This window comes from Streptomyces spinosisporus (assembly GCF_022698145.1).
In the GTDB taxonomy this organism is placed as follows: Bacteria; Actinomycetota; Actinomycetes; order Streptomycetales; family Streptomycetaceae; genus Streptomyces; species Streptomyces spinosisporus.
Genome location: NZ_JALDAX010000009.1, coordinates 258,808 through 279,008, shown reverse-complemented (window position 1 = coordinate 279,008; position 20,201 = coordinate 258,808). Strand labels below are relative to the sequence as shown.

Annotated in this window: 15 protein-coding genes and 1 pseudogene; 10 read left to right on the top strand and 6 right to left on the bottom strand. The window is 72.0% G+C overall.

Features of this window, described 5'->3' with window-relative positions; genetic code table 11:
• Positions 1–36: 36 nt before the first annotated feature.
• The gene (locus MQN93_RS24385; protein ID WP_016433622.1) at positions 37–357 is read right to left on the bottom strand and encodes a trypco2 family protein; all 321 of its coding nucleotides are present in this window, start codon (positions 355–357) and stop codon (positions 37–39) included.
• Positions 358–448: 91 nt separating this feature from the next.
• Here MQN93_RS24385 and MQN93_RS24380 point away from each other — a divergent pair, with 91 nt between their 5' ends.
• From MQN93_RS24380 to MQN93_RS24360, 5 genes are all read left to right on the top strand, one after another.
• Complete coding sequence (locus MQN93_RS24380) at positions 449–1,768, top strand: S1 family peptidase (RefSeq protein ID WP_242711261.1); 1,320 nt, start codon at positions 449–451, stop codon at positions 1,766–1,768.
• 43 nt (positions 1,769–1,811) lie between these two features.
• Entirely contained in the window at positions 1,812–4,121 is a 2,310-nt protein-coding gene (locus tag MQN93_RS24375; RefSeq protein ID WP_242711260.1) for a serine/threonine protein kinase, read from the top strand.
• A gap of 67 nt (positions 4,122–4,188) precedes the next feature.
• Positions 4,189–5,589, top strand: coding sequence for a vWA domain-containing protein (locus MQN93_RS24370; protein ID WP_242711259.1), 1,401 nt, complete (start codon positions 4,189–4,191; stop codon positions 5,587–5,589).
• Positions 5,586–6,659 carry a hypothetical protein gene (locus MQN93_RS24365; RefSeq protein ID WP_242711258.1) on the top strand — a complete coding sequence of 358 codons (1,074 nt, stop codon included), beginning with the start codon at positions 5,586–5,588 and terminating at the stop codon, positions 6,657–6,659. Before MQN93_RS24370 ends, MQN93_RS24365 begins: the two co-directional genes overlap by 4 nt.
• Positions 6,656–7,930, top strand: a complete 1,275-nt coding sequence (locus tag MQN93_RS24360) for an ABC transporter substrate-binding protein (RefSeq protein WP_242711257.1) — start codon at positions 6,656–6,658, stop codon at positions 7,928–7,930. The genes MQN93_RS24365 and MQN93_RS24360 overlap by 4 nt, the downstream gene beginning before the upstream one ends.
• Positions 7,931–7,935: 5 nt before the next feature.
• Here MQN93_RS24360 and MQN93_RS43990 read toward each other — a convergent pair.
• Positions 7,936–8,019 (bottom strand): annotated as a pseudogene (locus MQN93_RS43990) (dihydroxy-acid dehydratase domain-containing protein); the annotation flags it as partial.
• A gap of 173 nt (positions 8,020–8,192) precedes the next feature.
• Here MQN93_RS43990 and MQN93_RS24350 point away from each other — a divergent pair.
• Positions 8,193–9,215, top strand: coding sequence for a zinc-dependent alcohol dehydrogenase (locus MQN93_RS24350; RefSeq protein ID WP_242711322.1), 1,023 nt, complete (start codon positions 8,193–8,195; stop codon positions 9,213–9,215).
• Between the two features lie 27 nt (positions 9,216–9,242).
• Here MQN93_RS24350 and MQN93_RS24345 read toward each other — a convergent pair whose 3' ends face one another.
• Positions 9,243–11,714, bottom strand: coding sequence for a SpoIIE family protein phosphatase (locus MQN93_RS24345; RefSeq protein WP_242711256.1), 2,472 nt, complete (start codon positions 11,712–11,714; stop codon positions 9,243–9,245).
• A gap of 261 nt (positions 11,715–11,975) precedes the next feature.
• Between MQN93_RS24345 and MQN93_RS24340 the strand changes: the two genes are divergently transcribed.
• Genes MQN93_RS24340 through MQN93_RS24330 form a run of 3 tightly spaced genes read left to right on the top strand, consistent with a single transcriptional unit; the run spans position 11,976 to position 15,161 of the window.
• Positions 11,976–13,064 carry a substrate-binding domain-containing protein gene (locus MQN93_RS24340; protein WP_242711255.1) on the top strand — a complete coding sequence of 363 codons (1,089 nt, stop codon included), beginning with the start codon at positions 11,976–11,978 and terminating at the stop codon, positions 13,062–13,064.
• Positions 13,065–13,101: 37 nt separating this feature from the next.
• Entirely contained in the window at positions 13,102–13,884 is a 783-nt protein-coding gene (locus tag MQN93_RS24335) for an ATP-binding cassette domain-containing protein (RefSeq protein ID WP_242711254.1), read from the top strand.
• Positions 13,885–13,889: 5 nt separating this feature from the next.
• A complete protein-coding gene (locus MQN93_RS24330) occupies positions 13,890–15,161 on the top strand; it encodes a sugar ABC transporter permease (protein ID WP_242711253.1) in 1,272 nt (423 codons plus the stop codon).
• Positions 15,162–15,221: 60 nt separating this feature from the next.
• Here the strand turns inward: MQN93_RS24330 and MQN93_RS24325 are convergent, their stop codons facing one another.
• From MQN93_RS24325 to MQN93_RS24315, 3 genes are all read right to left on the bottom strand, one after another.
• A complete protein-coding gene (locus tag MQN93_RS24325) occupies positions 15,222–15,467 on the bottom strand; it encodes a hypothetical protein (RefSeq protein ID WP_016433633.1) in 246 nt (81 codons plus the stop codon).
• A gap of 389 nt (positions 15,468–15,856) precedes the next feature.
• Complete coding sequence (locus MQN93_RS24320) at positions 15,857–17,185, bottom strand: enolase C-terminal domain-like protein (protein ID WP_242711252.1); 1,329 nt, start codon at positions 17,183–17,185, stop codon at positions 15,857–15,859.
• Between the two features lie 101 nt (positions 17,186–17,286).
• Positions 17,287–18,624 (bottom strand): gluconate:H+ symporter, encoded by a 1,338-nt coding sequence (locus MQN93_RS24315; RefSeq protein ID WP_242711251.1) that lies wholly within the window; start codon positions 18,622–18,624, stop codon positions 17,287–17,289.
• Positions 18,625–18,824: 200 nt separating this feature from the next.
• On the opposite strand from MQN93_RS24315, the gene MQN93_RS24310 reads away from it, so the two are divergent.
• Entirely contained in the window at positions 18,825–19,997 is a 1,173-nt protein-coding gene (locus tag MQN93_RS24310; protein ID WP_242711250.1) for an MFS transporter, read from the top strand.
• The last annotated feature ends 204 nt before the right edge of the window (positions 19,998–20,201 follow it).

Below are 20,201 nucleotides of genomic sequence, written 5' to 3'. Positions count from 1 at the left end.
CCGCCTTTCCGCAGGCCCACCGGTCTCCTGCTGTCCTCAGCGAGCCAGGTCGTGGCCGCCGTCCTCGCGGCTCACTTCGTGGTGACGCCCGTCGGGCCGTGGCAGGGGCTTGAGGTCGACCTGGATGCGATGCGTGGAGTCGTGGCTCACCGCACCGCCAAGCCGGGCCTCGACCACGCCCAGCCGCAGCCCCGCACCGCCCTCACCGGCCCGGTGGAACTGCACCGAGAACTCCAGACTGACCTGCTCCACGCTGAACCGCCAGTCGCTCTCGGCCCCCTCGGCCTGGGCCCGCGCCAGTTCCGCGCGCACCGTGCCGATGGCCTCCGCAAGTCCGATCGGTTCCGCATCCCCCATGTGAACACACCGCCGAATTCCGTTGATTGACCGATCCAACCTGGTCACAAGTCTAGGGACGCACGTTGCCGCACGCGTAGTGTGAGACGACATGGGGGAACTGCGTGCGGACTGGAGGCTCAGACTGCGCCGCGGGGGCGCCGACGGCCCCATCTGCGGTGCCGGCGTGCTCGTCGACCAGTACACTGCGCTGACCTGTGCCCATGTGGTGCGCGACCGGGACGCCGTGATGTGGCTGGAGTTCGCCGAGAACCGCGCGCTGCGGCCGGTGGCGGCGCGGGTGGCGTCCGGCGGCTGGCTGCGGCAGCAGGGGGAGGACCTGGCCGTGCTGCGCCTGGACAGCCCGCGCCCGCAGGCGCACCCAGCGCCGCTGGAACCCGGGCTGTGGGCCGGCATGGAGGTGTACACCACCGGTTACGCGGAGGGCTTCGACGAGGGCATGAGCCTGTGGGGCCGGATCAGCGGCGCCAGCGGCGAGTCGGTGCAGTTCGACGCCTTCACCAAGACGGAGGTGGTGCGCGCGGGCTTCAGCGGCGCCGCCGTGTGCACCCGGCCCCAGGAGGGCAGTCCGGCCCGGGTGGTCGGCATCGTCGTCAGCTGGCGCGGCGACACGGGGCAGCCCCTGCCCGAGGACAACCGGGTCGCCTTCTCGTATCTGCTCCCCGTCGACCGCATGGCCGAACTGTCACCGGTGGTCAAGGAGTTGAGCAGCCCTCATGCCTGGGACCACGGCTTCGAGGAGCGTCTGATCCGGTGGTTCGAGGACCCGGACGGGGACCACGTGAAGGTCACCGTGGTGCCCCCGGGCAGCGGCAAGGACCGCTCGCTGCGCCATCTGCTGCACCGCGCCCAGGTCGTGCATCGCGGCGGCGGCAGCAGGCCCGATCTGGCCGATCACGCCCTGGACCACATCGACCGTACGGCCGGTGAGTATCTGCCGTTCTGGGACTGGCTGCGCGGCGCCAAGCCCCAGCCGGAGCACGCGTCCGAACGCGCGCCGCTGCATCCGGTCACGGTCGTGGTCGACGGTCTCGACGAGGATCCGCAGCCGGGGCCGCTGGTCGAACTCCTCGTCCGCTTACGGGTGCTGGGCTTCAGGCTGCTGATCGTCTTCCGGCACGAGGGCGGTACCGGCTGGGCCGCGTGCCGGGACGAACTCCTGCGTCCCGCCCTGCTCGGCCACGCGGACACGCTGCTGGGCCGGCTGGAGCACGCGGAGTTCGCGAGCGCGATACGCCGCGACGTGGTCGACAGCGCCTCCCTGGGTTCCGTGACCGAGACGGCCGACCGGCGCCGCGTCGAGCGCCGCCGGATCGACGGGACCAGGGACCCGCACCGGCAGCTCAGCGAACTGCGCAGGCTGATCAGGACGTTGCGCGCCGACCTGGACCGCCACGGAGACCGCCGATGAGATGCTCCGCCCGGCCCGGGCGAGGGAGGGGGACCACCGGAGGATGACCATCTGCCCGCACCGGCGCTTCGACGGCGCCCCCTGCGGCGGCACCGTGCTCCCCACCGGCTACTGCGCCGTGTGCGGCCGCGCGGAGAGTGCTCCCGGGCTGCCGGACCTGCCGCAGGACCCGCGGCAGCGCGGCCCCGACGAGCTTCTCGTCCTTCCCGAGCGGGAGCCGCGCCCCGCCGAGGAACGTCTCATCAGTCCCGAGGGGCCGCTGCGCATCCGTATGGGCTGCTCGTCCGCCGCCTGCGGCATCACCTTCGCACCGCCCTACACCGAGGGCCCGGTACCGGTCCAGGGCCACTGCCCGGCCTGCGGCGCCCGCTACTCGTATCTGCCGGAGCTCGCCAAGGGCTGGATGCTGCGCGACCAGTACCGGATCATGGGGCCCATAGCGCACGGCGGTCAGGGCTGGGTCTACCTCGCCGAGGACACCCATCTCGGTGACGTCGTCGCTGTGAAGGGCCTGCTGAATCGCTACGAGCACGACGGCGCCCGGCTGGCGGACGTGGAGCGCCGCAACCTCGTCGCCATCCGCCACCCGCGCATCGTCCAGATCCGCGACTTCGTCGCCCGGCGCCATGACGACGGCCAGGTCACCGGGGGCTACATCGTCATGGACGACGTCGGCGACGGCACCCTCGCCAAGGTCGTCGAGGAGACCCGGCGGGGCGAGTTCGTCCTCGACATCGAGCATGTCGCGGCCTACGGCTGCCAGATCCTGGAGGCCCTCGCCCATCTGCACGACGGCGGTGAACGGGTCTTCGTGTACGGGGACATGAAGCCCTCGAACGTCGTGCACCACGTGGACGGCATCAAGGTCATCGACCTCGGCGGCATGCGCGAGGAGGGCCAGAGCCAGCCGCCCGCCCATGTCACGCCCGACTACATGGCGCCCGAGACCGCCTCCCTGGACATGCCCACCGTCGCCCACGACCTGCACACCGTCGGCGTCACACTGCGCGAGCTGGCCCGCTGGGCCGTCGACGAGGTGCCCGGCCTCGGCAGCACCTCCTTCTGGTGGGTGGTCGAGCGCGCGGTACGCACCGACCCGGGCCGGCGCTTCGCCGACGCCCGGGAGATGGCCGGCCAACTGCGCGGCGCCCTGCGGGAGATCCGTGCCCTGCGCGGCAAGAGCGACCCGCCCGAGCCCTCCGACTACTTCCGGCCCTCGCCGCAGCTGCTCGGCGCGCGGCTCGGCACCGTGCCGGGCATAGAGCACTGGCTGAACCGTCCCCGCCGGGACCGCTACGCGCCGCCCGTGGCGCCCGCGCTCGACCTGGGCGCCCCCACGCCCACCGAGATCGCGGGCTGTCTGCCGGTGCCGAGGCGCTATCCGGGCGATCCGCAGACCGCGCGGTTCGAGGTGAGCAGCGGCTACGACCCGGGCCAGCTCCTCGACCAGGAGGACGAGAAGCCCCGCTCGGTGGAGATCTGCCTGCACAACGTGCGCGTCCTGCTGAGCCGCGACACCCGCGCGGACCTGCGGCTGGCCCAGGAGGAACTCGACATCGCCGACTCCATCCCCGGCCCGTCCGCCGTGCGCCGCTGGCGCCTGGAGTGGCACCGGGCGCTGCTCGCGCTGCGCAGCGCGGGCCTGGACGAACAGCCGCAGCAGGTCGCCGAGGCCAGGAACCACTTCATGCAGGTCCACCTCGAACTCCCCGGCGAGTACGCGCCCAAGCTGGCCCTCGCCTACTGCGCGGAACGGCTCGGCGACGACCAGGCGGGGCCCACCGCCAAGGAGTTGTACGAGGCGGTCTTCGCCCGCAATCCCGCGCACGGCGGCGCCGCCCTCGGGCTGGCCAGGCTCGCGCTGCGGGCCGGGGACCGCCGGGCCGCCCTCGATGTGCTCGCCCGGGTCAGGCCCGGCACCCTGGACCACACCGTCGCCCGGATCGCCTCGGTACGCATCCGCGCCGCCCGGCTGCCCGGGGACGGCGATCCGCTGCCCGCGCCCGCCGAGGTCGACGAGGCCCTGGCCGAACTGCGCCGTTTCCAGGGCGGCAGCCCGGGCGCGGGCGAGCCGAGGCTGTCGGAGGACGAGGCGCTGCGGCTGAGCACCGAACTGCACGAGTGGAAGCTGGACGCGCTGCACAGCCTCAACGACCGTCCCGGTCCGCCCGGGAGGGGCGCCGGCCGTCTCACCGCGCGCGCTCTGCGGCGCCTCGGTGCCCAGGAGCGGGAGCTGCGCCGGCAGTTGGAGAACCACTACCGGCAACTGGCCGTCCGGCACCGGGAGTCGGCCGACGCGCACGAGGAGCTCGTGGATCTGCTGCATGCCGTACGGCCGCAGACCGTGATCTGACCGGACGGCGCCCAGGCAGGGCGGCACGCACGACACGGTGCGCGCGGCGACGAGGAGGAAAGGAGCGATGACGCAGGACATGAGCAGCCACACCCGGCCGTCGCAGCCGGGCATCCGACTGCACGTCGACCTCGACGGCGATCTGCCGCCGCGCCGCAACACCAAGATCGAGGCGCATCTGCGGGTCGACGTGGCCGCCGACGGCGCTCCCACCGATCTGCCCGCGGTCGAACTCGCCGTGATCATCGCGGTGGACGTCGCCGAGTCCAACCGGGCGATGGTCCGGCACGCCCTGCCGGCCGCCCTGCGCGCGCTGCCCGACCGTATCTCCTTCGCCGTGCTCGGCAGCGGCCCCGAGCCGGTGCGCTGCTATCCGCGGGGCGAGGACGAGTGGGCCGTCGCCGACCAGCAGGAGCGGCGCCGTGCGGCCTTCGTCGCGGGCTCGCTCCCGTTGCACCAGGGCGGTCCGCGTCCTGCCGGGTACGCCGCCTGGGCGGCCGGATCGCGTGCTCTGCTCACGGGCCGGCCGCTGTCGGTGCGCCATCTGATTCTGATCACCGACGGCAGCAGCGCCGCCGGCGAGACGCGGCTGGAGGAGGAACTGGACCTGTGCGCCGGGCAGTTCACCTGCGACGTGTTCGCCGTGGGCACCAACTGGTCGCCCGACCCGCTGCTGGCGCTGGCCGAACGGCTGCACGGCACGGCGGAGTTCGTGGAAGAGGGCCTCGGGCAGGCGATCACCGGCGCCATCCAGCGGCTGCGCCGGGTGCACACGCCGCAGCTGCCGATCGAGGTGACCGTGCGTCCGTCCGTGCGCCAGGTCTCGCTCAACGAGAAGGCGCCCCGGCCGCACCGCCTCGGCGGGCTGCCGCAGGCGGTGCGGCCGCACCGCTGGAGCTTTCCCACCTACCAGTGGGAGGAGGGCACCCGGGACTATCTGCTGACCCTGGTCACCGACGCCGACGACGACCCGCTGGAGACGGAGCTGCAGTTCGCCATGGTCTCCATCGGTGACGTGCACGCACCCGTCGTCGCCCGCTGGCACATTCCCCAGCAGGCGCCGCCGCACGTCTCGGCGGGCGGCGACAGCGTGCGCAGCCTGAACGCCACCGCACAGATGCGCAGCGCGCTGCGCCAGGGACTGGTCGCGCTGCAGGACCACCGGCGGGACATCGCCGAGGACTGCCTGGGGCAGGCGGCCCGGCTGGCGGTGCAGTTCGGCACGGACTGGGTGCTGGAGGAGATCCGCGGGGTCGCCGAGATCGAGGACGCGGCCGCGGGACGGGTCCGGCTGCGCCCGGTCGACACCCACACCCTCGGCCCGATGATCCTGCGTGCCGGGTCCCGGCCCGGCGGCCCGCTGATCACCGCCGTCGCCGCGCGCCCCGGCCCGCGCTGCGGCGAATGCGGTCACGCGGCCGGGAGCGAGGCCCGCTACTGCATCGTCTGCGGAAAGGAGCTGCTGTGACAACCGGACGCGCCGCCTTCCTGCACCGGCTCTCCCCTGCCGCCCACTGGCGCAGACGGCTGAGCCCGTGGCGCACCCGCCGGCTGCTGGAGGCGCATCTGCTGGTTCTCGTGCTGTGCGCGGCCGTTGCGGCGACCTCGCTGTTCCTCTCCTACCGTCAGACGCAGCGCGGCGCCGAGGCGCTCGCGTCCAGTCAGGCGCCCGCCGTGCAGGGGCTGGCCGGTACCCGGCTCGCGGCGCTGCGTTCCTACCAGGAGGCCGACATCCTGGTGAAGTTGCAGCTCGTGGACGTCGCGGGCTCGGGCGAGGCCTACCGCTCCCAGCTCTCGGCCGCCGACCAGGGCCTGTCCCGGATCGCCGACCGCACGGACCAGGACCTCGGCACCGTCAACGGCCTGCTCGCCAGCTACGGCAACTCGCTCAACCTCGGCCTCTCCACCTACCCGGGGCCGGGCCTGATGCGGGATCAGAAGCTCGGTGAGGCGCACTCGTTGCTCACCCGCAAGGGCGTGGGTCTCGCGTTCCGCATCAACACGCTGCAGGAGGTGCAGATGAGGCACGCCGAGGCCACGGCCCGGATGGGGCGGTGGCAGCGCGCGGGCTGGTGGCTCGCCGAACTCGCGCTGGCCGCACTGGCGTTGACCCTCGTCTCGGCGCTGTTCGTGCTGCGCGACCGCTGCGGCCGGGACTGGAACCCGTATCTGCTCGCGGCGTTCGTCCTCACCGTGCTGCTCGCGGTCGTCCCGCTGACGACGGCGTCCGCCACCGAGGGCATCCTCGACGGGGCGATCAGGGACCTGCGGCAGATCACCGAGGTGTCCCGGCACAACGACGCCGACATGGCCCGTACGCAGCAGGACGTCACGGAGTTGAAGCGGATCCGCATGGAGCTGACCGCCGCGCAGCAGAACGTCTCGGAGCGGTCGGAGGAGGTCCGGCGGGAACTGGCCGACGACGCCTGGACCGACCGGGTCTACCCGGGCACCGTAGTCGGCGGTCTGCTCGTCGTCGTCCTGCCCGCACTGGGGCTCGGACTCCGGCTCGATAGCGACTACTGGAGGCGGCGGTGACCCGGCGCTTCAAGGTACTGATCATCCTCGTGGTCATGCTGCTGGTGGCCGCGGGCGGCACGGTGGTGGTGTGGGCGCAGCACGACGACCGGCAGCCGGTGACCATCCTCGGCACCTGGACCGGGAACCAGGGAGAGCAGTTCGAGAAGCTGCTGCGCGGCCTCGGCGTCCCGTTCCGCTACCAGGGCACCGCGGCCCAGCGCGAGGTGCTGCTCTCCAAGGTCCAGTCGGGAGAGCCGCCGGACATCGTGATCATGCCGGGCCTCGGGGAACTCGCCGAATACGCCGACCAGCACCGCCTCAAACCGCTGGACGACCTGTACAAGCCAGAGCAGTACGGCGCGCCCTGGAACGCGGCCACGCCACAGTCCGGCCATGTGTACTGGGTCCCCGTCAAGGCGGACCTGAAGAGCATCGTCTGGTACCGCGAGGGCGGCAAGCCCGCCGGCTCTCCCGCGCCGCTGAAGGATTGGTGCATCGGCATGGGAGACGACGGCGCCTCCGGCTGGCCCGGCACCGACTGGATCGAGGACCTCGTCCTGCAACGGGCGGGCACGCAGGCCTACGAGAAATGGGCGCTGAACTCACCCCGGGGGAAGTGGTGGCTCAGTGAGCCGGTGCGCAGCGCCTGGCAGGCGTGGGCGGATCTGCTCGGGCAGGACCCGGCCGCGGCCCGGCACGCACTGCTCACCGACCATCGAGGCGACCCCGACAGCCACGGGCTGCTGTTCGACGGGTGGCACGGCTGCAGCCTAGAGCACCAGGGCTCCTTCGCACGCTCCTTCTACAAGGGCGAGGCGGACCGGGCGCGACTGGTGGACTCCGCCCCGCTGCTGCCCGGTGGCGGCGGCCGGGTCCGGGCCCACGAGGTGACCGGCGACTTCGCCGCGCTGTTCAGCGACAGCACCGACGCCGAGACGCTGATCAAGCGCCTGGCCTCGAAGAACGGCCAGCAGCAGTGGGCCGACCTCGCGGACGTGTTCTCCGCGAACCGGCAGGTGCGGACGGAGGGTCACGCCGTCGAGAGCGAGATCGCCCGGCGGCTGCGTGAGGGACCCCGCTGCCTGGACGCCTCGGACGTCATGGCCCCCGCCGTGCGCGACGCCTTCTACGAGGCCACCCTCCTGACCCTCGCACAGGTCGCCGACACCGGAAAGAAGGGTGCCGCAAAGCCCCCCGATGTCGAACCGATCCTCACCAACGTACAGAAGGTGCAGGACGCCCAGTCCCCCGGCGACACGGCCCCACGGACGGTGTGCAGCACACGCTGACTCGTGATGCCCAACCGGCCTGCGGTAGAGAGGAGATGGACCACGGCGTTGGTGGAGCCGCCGATGGCGGCGAGCACGACGATGGCGTTGCGGTCCTGGCCCTCGTGCCCCTGTGCGCTGCGCACCCGAGCCACGGAGTTTCTTCCGGCGGTCGGTGCGACGGTCTACAGTTCGGAGCGCCATGGAGCATACGCAGACGTCGGACGAGCGCGGTGGCTTGGCGGTGCCGGCGCCCGGTTGCGCCTCGGTGGGTCGGCGCCTCGTGCGGGCGTTCGTCCTGACCACCCCCGGCGAGTACGCCGTTCAGGAGGTTCCGGCGCCGGTGGCCGCTCCCGGCGAGGTCGTCGTCGATGTCGAGCGGGTCGGCGTGTGCGGTACGGATGTCGAGTTCTTCACCGGGGCGATGGCCTATCTGCACGAGGGGCACTCCGCGTATCCGATGCGGCCGGGTCACGAGTGGGCCGGGCGGGTGTCGGCGGTCGGTGACGGGGTCGACGAGGGCTGGCTGGGGCGCCGGGTCATGGGCGACACGATGCTCAGCTGCGGCAGGTGCCGCCGTTGTCTCCGGGGCCGTCAGCATGTGTGCGAGCAGCGGCAGGAGGTCGGTATCCGCGGGGCGCGGGCGGGCGCTCTGGCGGAACAACTCGCGGTTCCTGTCGGCTCGTTGCACGTGCTGCCGGACTCGGTCGACCCCGTTCTCGGGGCGCTCGTGGAGCCGGGCGGCAACGCCCTGCGGGCCGCGCGGGCCGCCGCGCCCCGTCCCGGGGACCGTGCCCTGGTGCTGGGGCCGGGCACGATCGGGCTGCTGGTCGCGCTGTTCCTGCGGTCCCTGGGCGCCGAGGTCCACCTGATGGGCCCCACCGACCACTCCCTCACCTTCGCGCGCACTCTGGGGTTCGAGCACGTCTGGTCGGAGGGCGGCCTTCCTGAACTCCCCTTCGACGCGGTCGTCGACGCCTCCAACGCCGCCCATCTGCCCGCCACGGCACTGGAGTTGATCGAGCCGGGCGGCCGCCTCGTGTACATCGGACTGGCCGGCGAGCCCAGCAGGATCGACACCCGCGCCCTGGTCCTGAAGGACGTGACCGCGGTCGGCATCCTCTCCGCCTCCCCCGCCCTCGACGCCACCATCGAGGCCTACGCGTCCGGGGCGGTCGACCCCCGACCGCTGGTCGCCGCCACCGTGGGCCTCGACGAGGTGGGCCCCGTACTCGCCGGCGAACGCCCACCCGGCGCCGGACCGGGCCCGAAAATCCATGTGGACCCGAACCTGCACCCGAACTGATGGGATCGCGGCCGACGGACCCGGCCGTCAGCCGGAAGCGTCCGGTTCCGGTTCCGGATCGCGATGCGGGACGACGATCTCGCTCCACACCTGTTTCCCGCCGGCCACCGGTGTGGTCCCGAAGTCCTCCGACAGCGCCTCGACCAGCAACAGGCCACGCCCGCCGGTCGACTCCCAGTCGACGATGACCGGCTTCGCGGGCGCGCGCGGCGAGGAGTCGCCGACGCAGATGCGCACCCGGTCCCCGCGGAGCGTGAGATCGAGGCGGACCGGTCCCTGGGTGTGCACCAGGGCGTTGGTGACCAGTTCCGACACCACCAGCAGCACCGCGTCGGACACGTCCTCGGCCTTCCACTGGCGCAGGGTCCGCGCGGTGAAGCGGCGGGCGTGCATGACGGCGTCCGGCAGCCGCCACACCACCCAGCCCGCCCGGATCGGCCGGGTCCGCATGCCGTCGTAGCGCAGCAGCAACAGCGCCACGTCGTCCTCGCGGCGTCCCGCGTCCCCCAGCAGCCGGTCGGCCATCAGTCCCAGGTCCGCCGGATCGGCGTCGGCGAGTGCCGCGCGGGTGAGGGCCATGCCCTCGTCGACGGGCAAACCCGCGGCCTCCACCAGCCCGTCGGTGACCAGGGCGAGCACGGTGCCGGGGGCGAGTTCGACCGCGGTCATGGGGAACTCCGCCTCCGCGAGGATGCCGAGGGGAAGCCCGCCCTCGACCTCGATCTCCTCCGTGCTGCCGTCGGGCCGGCGCACCAGCGGCGCGAGGTGCCCGGCCCTGACGAACAGGGTGTTGCCCTGCTCCAGGTCCAGTTCGGCGTAGCAGCAGGTGGCGAAGAGGTCGGTCTCCATGCCGACGAGGAGCCGGTTGGCGTGCGAGACGACCACGTCGGGCGGATGGCCCTCCACGGCGTAGGCCCGCACCGCCGTACGCATCTGGCCCATGATGGTCGCTGCTCCCGCGCTGTGCCCCTGTACGTCGCCGATGACCAGCGCCACACGGTCCTCGGACAGGGCTATGACGTCGTACCAGTCACCGCCCACCTGCAGTCCGCGCCGGGCGGGCAGATAGCGGGCCACGGCCGTGCCGCCGGGCAGTTGGGGCAGCCGCCGAGGCAGCAGGCTGCGCTGCAGCATCGTCGCGAGTTCCTGCTCGGCGTCGTGCTCGTGGGCGCGTTTGAGCGCGTGCCCGACCAGCGCCGCGGTGGCGGTCAGCAGGGACCGCTCGTCGGGCAGGAAGGCGTGCGGGGTGTCCCAGCCGATCAGACAGACGCCGGCGATCCGCCCCCGGGCGGGCAGCGGCAGGACGGCCAGACCGCCGCTGCCGATGCCCGCGAGCCCCGCTTCGACGGCGGTGCCCGCAGGCCACAGGTCCAACCGCCCGTCGCGCAGGGCCAGTTGCAGGGTCGGCAGGGCGCTGATCGGTGCGTCGGGCCACTCCGTGCGCCACTGTGCGCGCCATTCCTGCGGCCAGGCGGACGGCTGCGGCGGGTCGAGGACGGTCACCATCAGCCGGTCGCCCTGCAGCTCGGCGAGGGCCACGCGGTCGGCACCGAGCGGCTCGCGCAGAGCAGTCACGACGACGCGGCCGACGTCGTGGACCGTCGTGGCCTCGTCGAGTGCCGCGGTCAGCCACTGGATCCTGGACACGTCGTCGGAGCCGCGCCGCAGGACCCGGGCCGCCGTCACCACGCCCAGCACCCGGGCCGGGCGGTCGTCGCCGCCCGCCAGGACCCGGCAGCTGAGGCTGAGCCAGCGCATCTCCCCTGCGGAGCCGCGGACCCGGAACTCCAGCTCCCGCCTGGCGAAGGCCTGGGTGTCCGGTTCCACGACGGACACCAGGGCGTGCATGTCCTCCGGGAGCGCGTGCGCGAGCAGGGTGTCCGCCCGGCCGTCGAACTCGGCCGGTGCGATCCCGACATGGCCGAGCAGGGTCTCGTCCGCCTCGATCAGGCCGGTGTCCGGCACCAGGACGAAGGTGCCGACCCGCAGTCCTTCCAGGGCGGGCGCCAGCACGGGTCCCTCGGCACCGGAGGCGAGCAGCCGGGCGATCGCGTCGGCGTAGCGTTCCAGGAAGTGCCGCTGCTCGGCCTCGAAGCCGTCCCCGGCCGCCCCCACGACGACGAGGCAGCCGAGCCGCCGGCCCTCCGCCGTCAGGGGCAGGGCGCCGAGCGAGACGTCCGTGCGCAGGAGCCCGCCCTCGGGGTGGGCGGCGAGGTCCGCGGCGGTGGGCCACAGCGGCAGGTCGGTGCGCACGGCCTCGGCCGCGGGCGAGGAGCCTTCGGTCAGCGACAGCCGCTCGGGCGGCCGGTACTCGGAGGCGGCCCGTCGCAGCGTCTCCGTCAGCCGCAGCTCCTGCCGATCGGCACCGGACACATAGACGGCTGCCACGGCCACTCCGGCGAAGGCCAGCGCACGGTCGTCCGCCGACGTGTCCAACTCCTCCGGCGGGGCCACCCGCGGCGGGGAGACGCCGGCCCGGGCACTGCCGTCGTGAGGCATGGGGCAACCAACCTCCCGTCCGCGCCGCGGCTGCGGCTGAGATCGGGCATCTACCCACCAGAGTGGCACACGCCGACGAACCGCACCGGGCCGCCGGACAAGGCGGTTCCGCCCGGCCGGTCCTCGGCGGCACCGCCTGTTCCGGCGGCCGTCGCCGCGTTCGCAGATCGACGTGGCCGGTGCCACACTGACGAAAGGCCGTCCTGCCACCGCCACACGCGTGTCCCAGACGGATCTCCGTCCCGAAGGGAGGTCCCCGACATGAAGGCCTGCAACCGGGGTGTGGCCGTCGCCGTGACGGCGGTCTCGACGGCCGTGGCCCTGGCGGCCTGCGGGTCCGGCACCCGAAGCGGTGCCGCCGGGGGGAACGGGCCGAAGATCGCCGTACTGCTCCCGGACGCCACCACGGCCCGCTGGGAGACCCAGGACCTGCCCCTGCTGCGGAAGAAGATCATGCAGCTGTGCGCCGACTGCTCCATCCAGCACGCCAACGCCAGGGGCGACGTCGCCATCCAGCGGGAGCAGATGGACTCGGTGATCACCGAGAGCGTCGACGCCATCCTGCTGGTGCCCGTGGACGCCAGGGCGCTGCGCCCGGCGGTCGGACAGGCGGCCGAGGCCGGCATCCCGGTGATCTCCTACGACCGCCTCGCCCAGGGGCCGATCTCCGGATACGTCTCCTTCGACGGCGAGGAGGTCGGCCGACTGCAGGGCAGGGCGCTGCTGAGAGCCATGGGCAAGCGCGTGCCGGTCCCCGAGATCGTCATGATGAACGGCGATCCCAGCGACCCCAACGCGGTGTCGTTCAAGAAGGGCGCCCTGTCCGTGCTCACCGGGCGAGTGAAGATCGGCAAGGCGTACGACACCCTGCAGTGGCGCACCGACACCGCGAACCTGAACATGTCCGGCGCCATCGCCGCACTCGGCGTCGACCGCATCCAGGGGGTCTACGCCGCCAACGACGGCCTCGCCGCGGGCAGCATCTCCTCCCTCAAGTCGAACAAGGTCGACCCGCTGCCGCCCGTCACCGGGCAGGACGCGGAGCTGGGGGCGGTGCGGCGCATCGTGGCCGGCGAGCAGTACATGACCGTCTACAAGCCCTTCACTCCGGAGGCCTCGGCGGGCGCCGCGATGGCCGTGGCCGCGGCCCGGCGGACCGGTCTCGGCGAGGTCGGCAGGGACAGGGTGCGCACCAGCGACGGCAGGAGCGTCCCGGCCGTCCTGCTCACCCCTGTCTCCGTGACCGTCGCCGGTATCAAGAACACCTTGGTGAAGGACGGCTTCTACACCGTCGAGGAGATCTGCGTCCCCCGGCTCGCGGCGGCCTGCAGCAGGGCCGGACTGACCTGACGGGCCGGTGCCGACGGAGCCCGGGCCAGGGAAGGAGATGATGTCCGTGCCGGCTCCTCCCCTGCTGGCGCTGCGCGGCGTGTGCAAGCGCTTCGGCGCCGTCGAGGTCCTCAAGGACGTCGACCTGGAGATCCACGCCGGTCAGGTCGTCGCCCTGCTCGGCGACAACGGCGCCGGCAAGTCCACCCTCGTCAAGGTGATCTCCGGGGTCGCGCCCGCCGAGCGGGGCGTCATCGAGTGGGAGGGGCGCGCCGTGCACATCAGACGCCCGCACGACGCCCGGGACCTCGGCATCGCCACCGTCTACCAGGACCTCGCGCTGTGTCTGAACCTCGACGTGGTCGGCAACCTCTTCCTCGGCCGGGAGATCCGCAGATACGGCTTCCTCGACGAGATGGCGATGGAGAGCCGCACCATCGACCTGCTCGGGCGTCTGACCAGGGCCGTCCCCGAGCTGCGCGCCCCCGTCGTCTCGCTGTCCAGCGGCCAGCGGCAGACGGTGGCCATCGCGCGCTCGCTCCTCGGCGACCCCCGCGTCCTGCTGCTGGACGAACCGACCGCGGCGCTGGGCTTCGAGCAGACCACCGAGGTCCTGGACCTGGTCGACACGCTGCGCGACCGTGGCATGGGCGTCCTGCTCATCAGCCACAACCTGGGGGACGTGAAGGCCCTCGCGGACCGCGCCGCCGTGCTGCGGCTCGGACGCAACAACGGCTTCTTCAACGTCAACACCGCGTCCCAGGAACAGATCATCGCCTCCGTCACCGGCGCCACGGAGAACGTGCCGCGCCGCGGAACATCCTACGAGGCGAGGTGGTGAGCGGGATGCGTCGTACGACGGAGAACACACAGGCCGACGACGCCGCTGCCGCCGCCGGAGACCCTTCGGCGCGGCGTGGGCACACCCTGTCCCGGGCGCTGCAGGACTGGGGTGCCGCTCTGCGGCGCAGGTTCCGCGCCGGCGAGCTGGGCTCGCTGCCCGTCGTCCTGGTGCTGGCCACGGTGTGGATCGTCTTCCAGTCCCTCAACGGGAACTTCCTCTCGCCGCGGAACCTGTCCAACCTCAGCGTGGACATCGTCGGCACCGGCCTGATCGCGGTCGGCATCGTCTTCGTCCTGCTGCTGGGAGAGCTCGATCTGTCGGTGGGCTCGATCAGTGGCCTGGCCGCGGCCGTCTTCGCCGTACTGAACGTGCACCACGGCGCGCCCGAGTGGCTCGCGCTGATCCTCGCGGTGCTCGCAGGCACCGCGGCGGGCGCCGTCCAGGGCTACTCGTGCGCCAAGACGCGGGTGCCGGCCTTCGTCCTCACCCTCGCGGGGCTGCTCACCTGGAACGGCCTCATGCTCGCGGTCCTCGGCACCAGCGGCACCGTCAACCTCGACGAGAACGGGCTGGTCGCCGACCTGACCAACTACTACTTCACCCACGACGCGGTGGCGTACTGCCTGGCGGCGCTCTGTGCGGGCGCCGTCTTCACGATCTCCTACCTGGACCGGCGGCGCCGTACGGCCGCCGACATGCCGCACCGCTCGCTGCGGCACATCGCGCTGCGCGCGGGCGCGATCGCGGTGGTCGCGTTCGTGTCGGCCTATCTGCTCAACCGCTTCCAGGGCCTGCCGCTCGCCCTGTTGATCTTCCTCGTGGTGGTGGCCGGCCTCGACATCCTCCTGCGCCACACGCACTACGGCCGGCAGGTCTACGCGCTCGGCGGCGGCGTGGAGGCGGCCCGCCGCGCCAGCCTCAACGTGACCGGCATCCGCACCGCGGTGCTCGCGGCCTCGGGGACGATGGCCGCGATCGGCGGTCTGTTCCTGGCCTCGCGGATCACCTCGGTGAGCCAGACCTCCGGCTCGGGCGTCCTGCTGCTCAACGCCATCGCGGCGGCCGTCATCGGCGGCACCAGCCTGTTCGGCGGACGGGGCACCACCTGGTCGGCGGTGCTGGGCATGCTGGTCATCCAGTCGATCTCGTCCGGCATGGCGATCACGGACACGCCCACGGCGGTGCAGCTGGTCATCACCGGCGGCGTGCTCTTCGCCGCGGTGGTCATCGACGCACTCTCGCGCCGCTCGCAGGAGGCCCACGGACGGGCCTGAGGGAAACGGCCGTGGGCCCCGGATCGTCCGATCCGGGGCCCACGGGCGAGCAGGTGTCCGTCAGGCGGACAGCGGGGTCTGCAGGCTCGCACCCGCCGTCAGGCCCTGCGGCGACCCGGAAGCCACGAGACCTCCGGCGACCTCGCCGAGCGGCGTCTGGATGTTGAGACCGCCGGAGCCGCCGATGCCGAGGCCGCCGAGCGGCAGCGCACCGAGCGGAAGGCTGCTGAGGTCGAGGCCGCCGGAGACGCCCTCCAGCTCGGCGTCGGACATCTCGGTCGTCTCAACCTGGGGAGCACGGTTCATAACGCGCGATTCCTTTCGAATGACCATTACGGAATGGCAGAGTTCGCCCGATTCCCAAAAAGCAGAACCTCTCCCGCGAGCTGCACCACCCGCAGGATCAAAGCATGGCCGCAATCGCACGGCCAGCCATGAGCCGTGCCAGCGGAACCGGCCGCGACGTGGGACTTCACCGGCGTGACAGCGCGGTGACCGAGCACACCGAGTCCTTCACAGGGTTCACCGACCCGCTGCACCCCGGGCCATTGCCACCGGTTTTCCCATCGGCGGCTTTTCCGGCAAAGCCAGTGCGCCCGGCCATCGCTGCGACGCCCCTTGGAATTCCCTGCGACCCGTCTGTGAAAGGTGTGCAGGTTGACCGGATGTTCGGTGACCCGAGGAGTAATGCGGGCTCACCGCACCAGACATGGGCGTTTGGCGTCGAAGGCCCAGTCCTCGATCAGGTACCGCATCCCCACGGCGTCGTCACGGCCCGACAACGCCTTCTCCTTGTACAACTCGTGCGCTGCGAGCAGCCGGTCGCGGTCCAGCCGGACCCCGAGACCGGGTGTGTCCGCCACGGCGACCTCGCCGCCGGTGATCCGCGGGGGCTCCACGGTGAGCCGCTCCAGCCCCTCCTGCCAGATCCAGTGGGTGTCGAGGGCGTTGTACTCGCCCGGGGCGGCGGCCCCGCAGTGCGCCATCATCGCCAGTGAGATGTCGAAGTGGTTGTTGGAGTGGCAGCCCCACGTCAGACCGGTCGCATGGCACAGCTGGGCGACCCGTACCGACCCCTGCATCGTCCAGAAGTGCGGGTCAGCCAGCGGGATGGACACCGACTGCAGGGCAAGGGCGTGGGTCAGCTGACGCCAGTCCGTGGCGATCATGTTGGTGGCGGTGGGCAGCCCGGTGGCCCGGCGGAACTCGGCGAGGATCTCGCGGCCCGAGTAGCCGCCCTCGGCCCCGCACGGGTCCTCGGCATAGGCAAGGGTGCCGACGAGCGGGCGGCACAGCTCGACGGCCTCCCGCAGCGACCAGGCGCCGTTGGGGTCCAGGGTGATCCGGGCCTCGGGGAACCGCTCCTTGAGCGCGACGACGGCCTTGACCTCCTCGCTGCCCGGCAGGACACCGCCCTTGAGCTTGAAGTCGCGGAAGCCGTAGCGCTCGTAGGTGGCCTCGGCCTGACGGACGATCGCCTCCGGGGTCAGTGCCTCCTCGTGCCGGATGCGGTACCACTCCACGTCCGCGCCGGGTTCACGGACGTAGTCCAGGTCCGTGCGGTCCGGGTCGCCGACGTAGAAGAGATAGCCCAGCACCCGTACGGCATCGCGCTGTTGGCCGTCGCCCAGCAGGGCCGCGACCGGGACCTCCAGGTGCTGGCCGAGCAGGTCCAGGAGCGCCGACTCGACCGCGGTGACCGCGTGCACCGTGGTGCGCAGGTCGAAGGTCTGGGCGCCGCGTCCGCCCTGGTCGCGGTCCGCGAACGCGTCCTGGACGGCGCGCAGGACGCGCTTGTACTCGCCCAGGCGGGCGCCGACGACCAGGCGTTCTGCGTCGCGCAACGTCCGCGTGATCTTCTCCCCGCCCGGCACCTCGCCCAGGCCGGTGCGGCCCTCGGAGTCCTCCAGTACGAGGACGTTGCGGGTGAAGTACGGGGCATGTGCGCCGGAGAGGTTGAGGAGCATGGAGTCCCGGCCGGCGACCGGATATACGGAGAACTTGGTGACGACGGGCTGGCTCATGACGGGCGGTACCGCTCTCGTGAGATCGGACAGGAGGACTGAGGGCTGGGACTGGGGGTTGGGGACAGGGCGGTTGTGGGGTACGGGCGTCGGCTGCGTGATCACACCTTGAGGACGTCCAGCACCTGTTCCAGGGCCAGTACACCGCCCAGGCCCAGGATCGCGAGCACCGTCGTATAGGTGGTGCGCGCCTTGATGGCGTCGATGACGGAGAGGTTGAAATACTCCTTGAACATCCAGAATCCGGGGTCGTTGACGTGGGAGAAGGCGATCGAGCCGCAGGAGACGGCGAGCACCATGACCTCGGCGTGCACCCCGCTGCCCGCGAGCAGCGGCAGGGCGACGCCGGACGCGGTGACGACGGCGACGGTCGCGGAGCCGAGGGCGACACGCAGGATGACCGCGATCAGCCAGGCCAGGATGATCGGCGAGACGGACCAGTTGTCGGACGCGTCCTTGATGTAGTCGGAGATGCCGCCCTCGACGAGGACGTTCTTGAAGGCGCCGCCCGCGCCGATCACCAGCAGGATCATCGCCATCGCCTGCGCCGCCTCCCGGCACGAGGTGCTGACCTCGGCCAGGCTGCGTCCGATGCGCGGTCCGAATGCCCAGACGGCGACGACGAGGGTGAGCAGCAGGGCGATCGGGGCGGATCCGATGAAGGCGACGAAGTGCAGCAGGGGGTTGTCCCCGGAGTCCGCCAGATCGGTCACCGCGGCACCGGCGATCAGCACCACGGGCAGCAGCGCCACCGACAGCGACCAGCCGAGGCCCGGCATCTCCTCCTCGTCGAAGACCTGCTCACTCACCAGGCCCCTGGGGATGGACGGGTTCATCGCCCGCACGAAGGGGAGGCGCGGCCACACCAGAGCGACGAGCGCGCCCGCCGGGACGGCGATGAACAGGCCGTAGAACAGGGTGAGTCCGACGGAGGCGTGGAAGGTGGCGGCCACTGCCGTGGGCCCGGGGTGGGGTGGCAGGAAGCTGTGCATGGTGGACAGGGCGATCGACATCGGCAGGCCCACCCACAGCAGGTTCGAGCGGGTGACCCTGACCAGGGTGAAGGCGACCGGCACGATGATGACGAAGGCGACCTCGTAGAACATGGTCACGCCGATGAGCATCGCCGAGAGCACCATGGCGACCTGCACCCAGCGTGGGCCGCAGAGGTCGAGGAGCCGGCCGGCGATGCGCTGGGCGGCGCCGGAGTCGCCCATCACGCGGCCGACCATGGCGCCGAGCCCGATGGTGAGCATCGTGTCGCCGATCTGGTCGCCGATGCCCTCGGAGAGCACGTCGGGGACCTTCTCGAGGGGTATGCCCCGGACCAGGGCGACACCGACGGCCACCAGGAGAAGGGCGGCGAAGCCGTTCAGCCTCAGCTTCGTCATCAGCAGGAGCAGGATCAGCACGCTGATCCCGACCACGACGAGCGGCATGTATCAGTTCTCCTTTGAACCGTTCGCACCACTGAACAGCGTCCCCATGAAAGAACGCCATCTACATATGAGGACGGAATGTAGGTCCAGTGATCAGCGGGGTCAATGGCCGGAGGGTCACAATGGCCTTGCCCGATGACGACCCGCCCACCTAGCCTGATTTTGTGCCGCTAATAAACAAAGCCCGTACGCACAGTGTCGTGCCGGGCCACCCCCGCAGTGACCTCGCCCGGCTCCGGGTGGCGATCACCGTCTTCTTCGCTCTCGACGGCTTCATCTTCGCCGGGTGGGTCGTCCGCATCCCGGCCATCAAGCACCAGACGGGGGCGTCCGCGAGCGCGCTCGGACTCGCGCTGCTGGGGGTGTCCGCCGGGGCCGTTCTCACGATGACGCTCACCGGGCGGCTCTGCCGGCGCTTCGGCAACCACCAGGTCACCGTGACCTGCGCGGTGCTCCTCTCCCTCAGCGTCGCCCTGCCGCCGCTCACGCACTCGGCACTGGCCCTCGGAGCAGTACTGGTGGTCTTCGGCAGCGCGTACGGCAGCATCAACGTGGCGTTCAACAGCGCGGCTGTCGACCTGGTGAGAGCGCTGCGGCGGCCGATCATGCCCAGCTTCCACGCCGCGTTCAGCCTCGGCGGCATGGCGGGGGCCGGACTCGGCGGGCTGGTCGCCGGGGCGCTGTCCCCCACCCAGCATCTGCTCGGTCTGACCGTGATCGGTCTGATCGTCACCGCCGTGACCGGGCGTACGCTGCTGCGCCTCCAGCCGCCGGAGCCGCCCGAGAACACGCCCGGCGAGGCAGCCGCACCGCGCCGGCTCGACCGCCGCACCCGTGGGCTCGTGATCACCTTCGGTCTGATCGCCCTGTGCACGGCGTACGGCGAGGGGGCGCTGGCCGACTGGAGCGCGCTCCACCTCCAACAGGACCTGGACGCCGCGGCGGGCGCGGCGGCGGTCGGCTACTCCTGCTTCGCGCTGGCCATGACCATCGGCAGACTCACCGGCACGCGGCTGCTCGAACGGCTGGGCCGGACCCGCACGATGGTCTTCGGAGGGAGCACGGCGGCCGCCGGGATGCTCGTCGGCGCGCTCGCGCCCTCCCTGTGGGCGGCCTTCCTCGGCTTCGTGATCACGGGCCTCGGACTCGCCAACCTCTTCCCCGTCGCCGTCGAACGAGCCGGTGCCCTGACCGGCCCCGACGGAGTGGCGATCGCCTCCACCCTCGGCTACGGCGGCATGCTCCTCGGCCCACCCGCCATCGGCTTCATGGCCGACTGGTTCTCCCTCCCCGCAGCCCTGACCAGCGTCGCCGCCCTGGCCGCAACAGCCGCCCTGATCGCTTTCCTGACCCGCAGGGCAACGGCCCCCTGATCCCGCCGCCCATCACCACCCACGCCTCTCGAACTCCGGCCGGGGCGGAGACGGCGCGCCCGGTCAGGCGGGGCGGCGACACGAGGCGCGAATGTACCGCGCAGCGACAGCACGCCAACCCTCCAACCGCCACCACCGCCCGCCGCCCCATTCCGGCCGCCGCGTCATCGTCCAACCGCAGCCGTCGTACGCCGCACGCGGCCA

Coding starts and splice junctions, on each gene's coding strand:
- MQN93_RS24385 (WP_016433622.1), bottom strand. CDS start 357: ATGGGGGATGCGGAACCGATCGGACTTGCGGAGGCCATCGGCACGGTG.
- MQN93_RS24375 (WP_242711260.1), top strand. CDS start 1,812: ATGACCATCTGCCCGCACCGGCGCTTCGACGGCGCCCCCTGCGGCGGC.
- MQN93_RS24325 (WP_016433633.1), bottom strand. CDS start 15,467: ATGAACCGTGCTCCCCAGGTTGAGACGACCGAGATGTCCGACGCCGAG.
- MQN93_RS24335 (WP_242711254.1), top strand. CDS start 13,102: ATGATGTCCGTGCCGGCTCCTCCCCTGCTGGCGCTGCGCGGCGTGTGC.
- MQN93_RS24380 (WP_242711261.1), top strand. CDS start 449: ATGGGGGAACTGCGTGCGGACTGGAGGCTCAGACTGCGCCGCGGGGGC.
- MQN93_RS24320 (WP_242711252.1), bottom strand. CDS start 17,185: ATGAGCCAGCCCGTCGTCACCAAGTTCTCCGTATATCCGGTCGCCGGC.
- MQN93_RS24345 (WP_242711256.1), bottom strand. CDS start 11,714: ATGCCTCACGACGGCAGTGCCCGGGCCGGCGTCTCCCCGCCGCGGGTG.
- MQN93_RS24315 (WP_242711251.1), bottom strand. CDS start 18,624: ATGCCGCTCGTCGTGGTCGGGATCAGCGTGCTGATCCTGCTCCTGCTG.
- MQN93_RS24370 (WP_242711259.1), top strand. CDS start 4,189: ATGACGCAGGACATGAGCAGCCACACCCGGCCGTCGCAGCCGGGCATC.
- MQN93_RS24340 (WP_242711255.1), top strand. CDS start 11,976: ATGAAGGCCTGCAACCGGGGTGTGGCCGTCGCCGTGACGGCGGTCTCG.
- MQN93_RS24330 (WP_242711253.1), top strand. CDS start 13,890: ATGCGTCGTACGACGGAGAACACACAGGCCGACGACGCCGCTGCCGCC.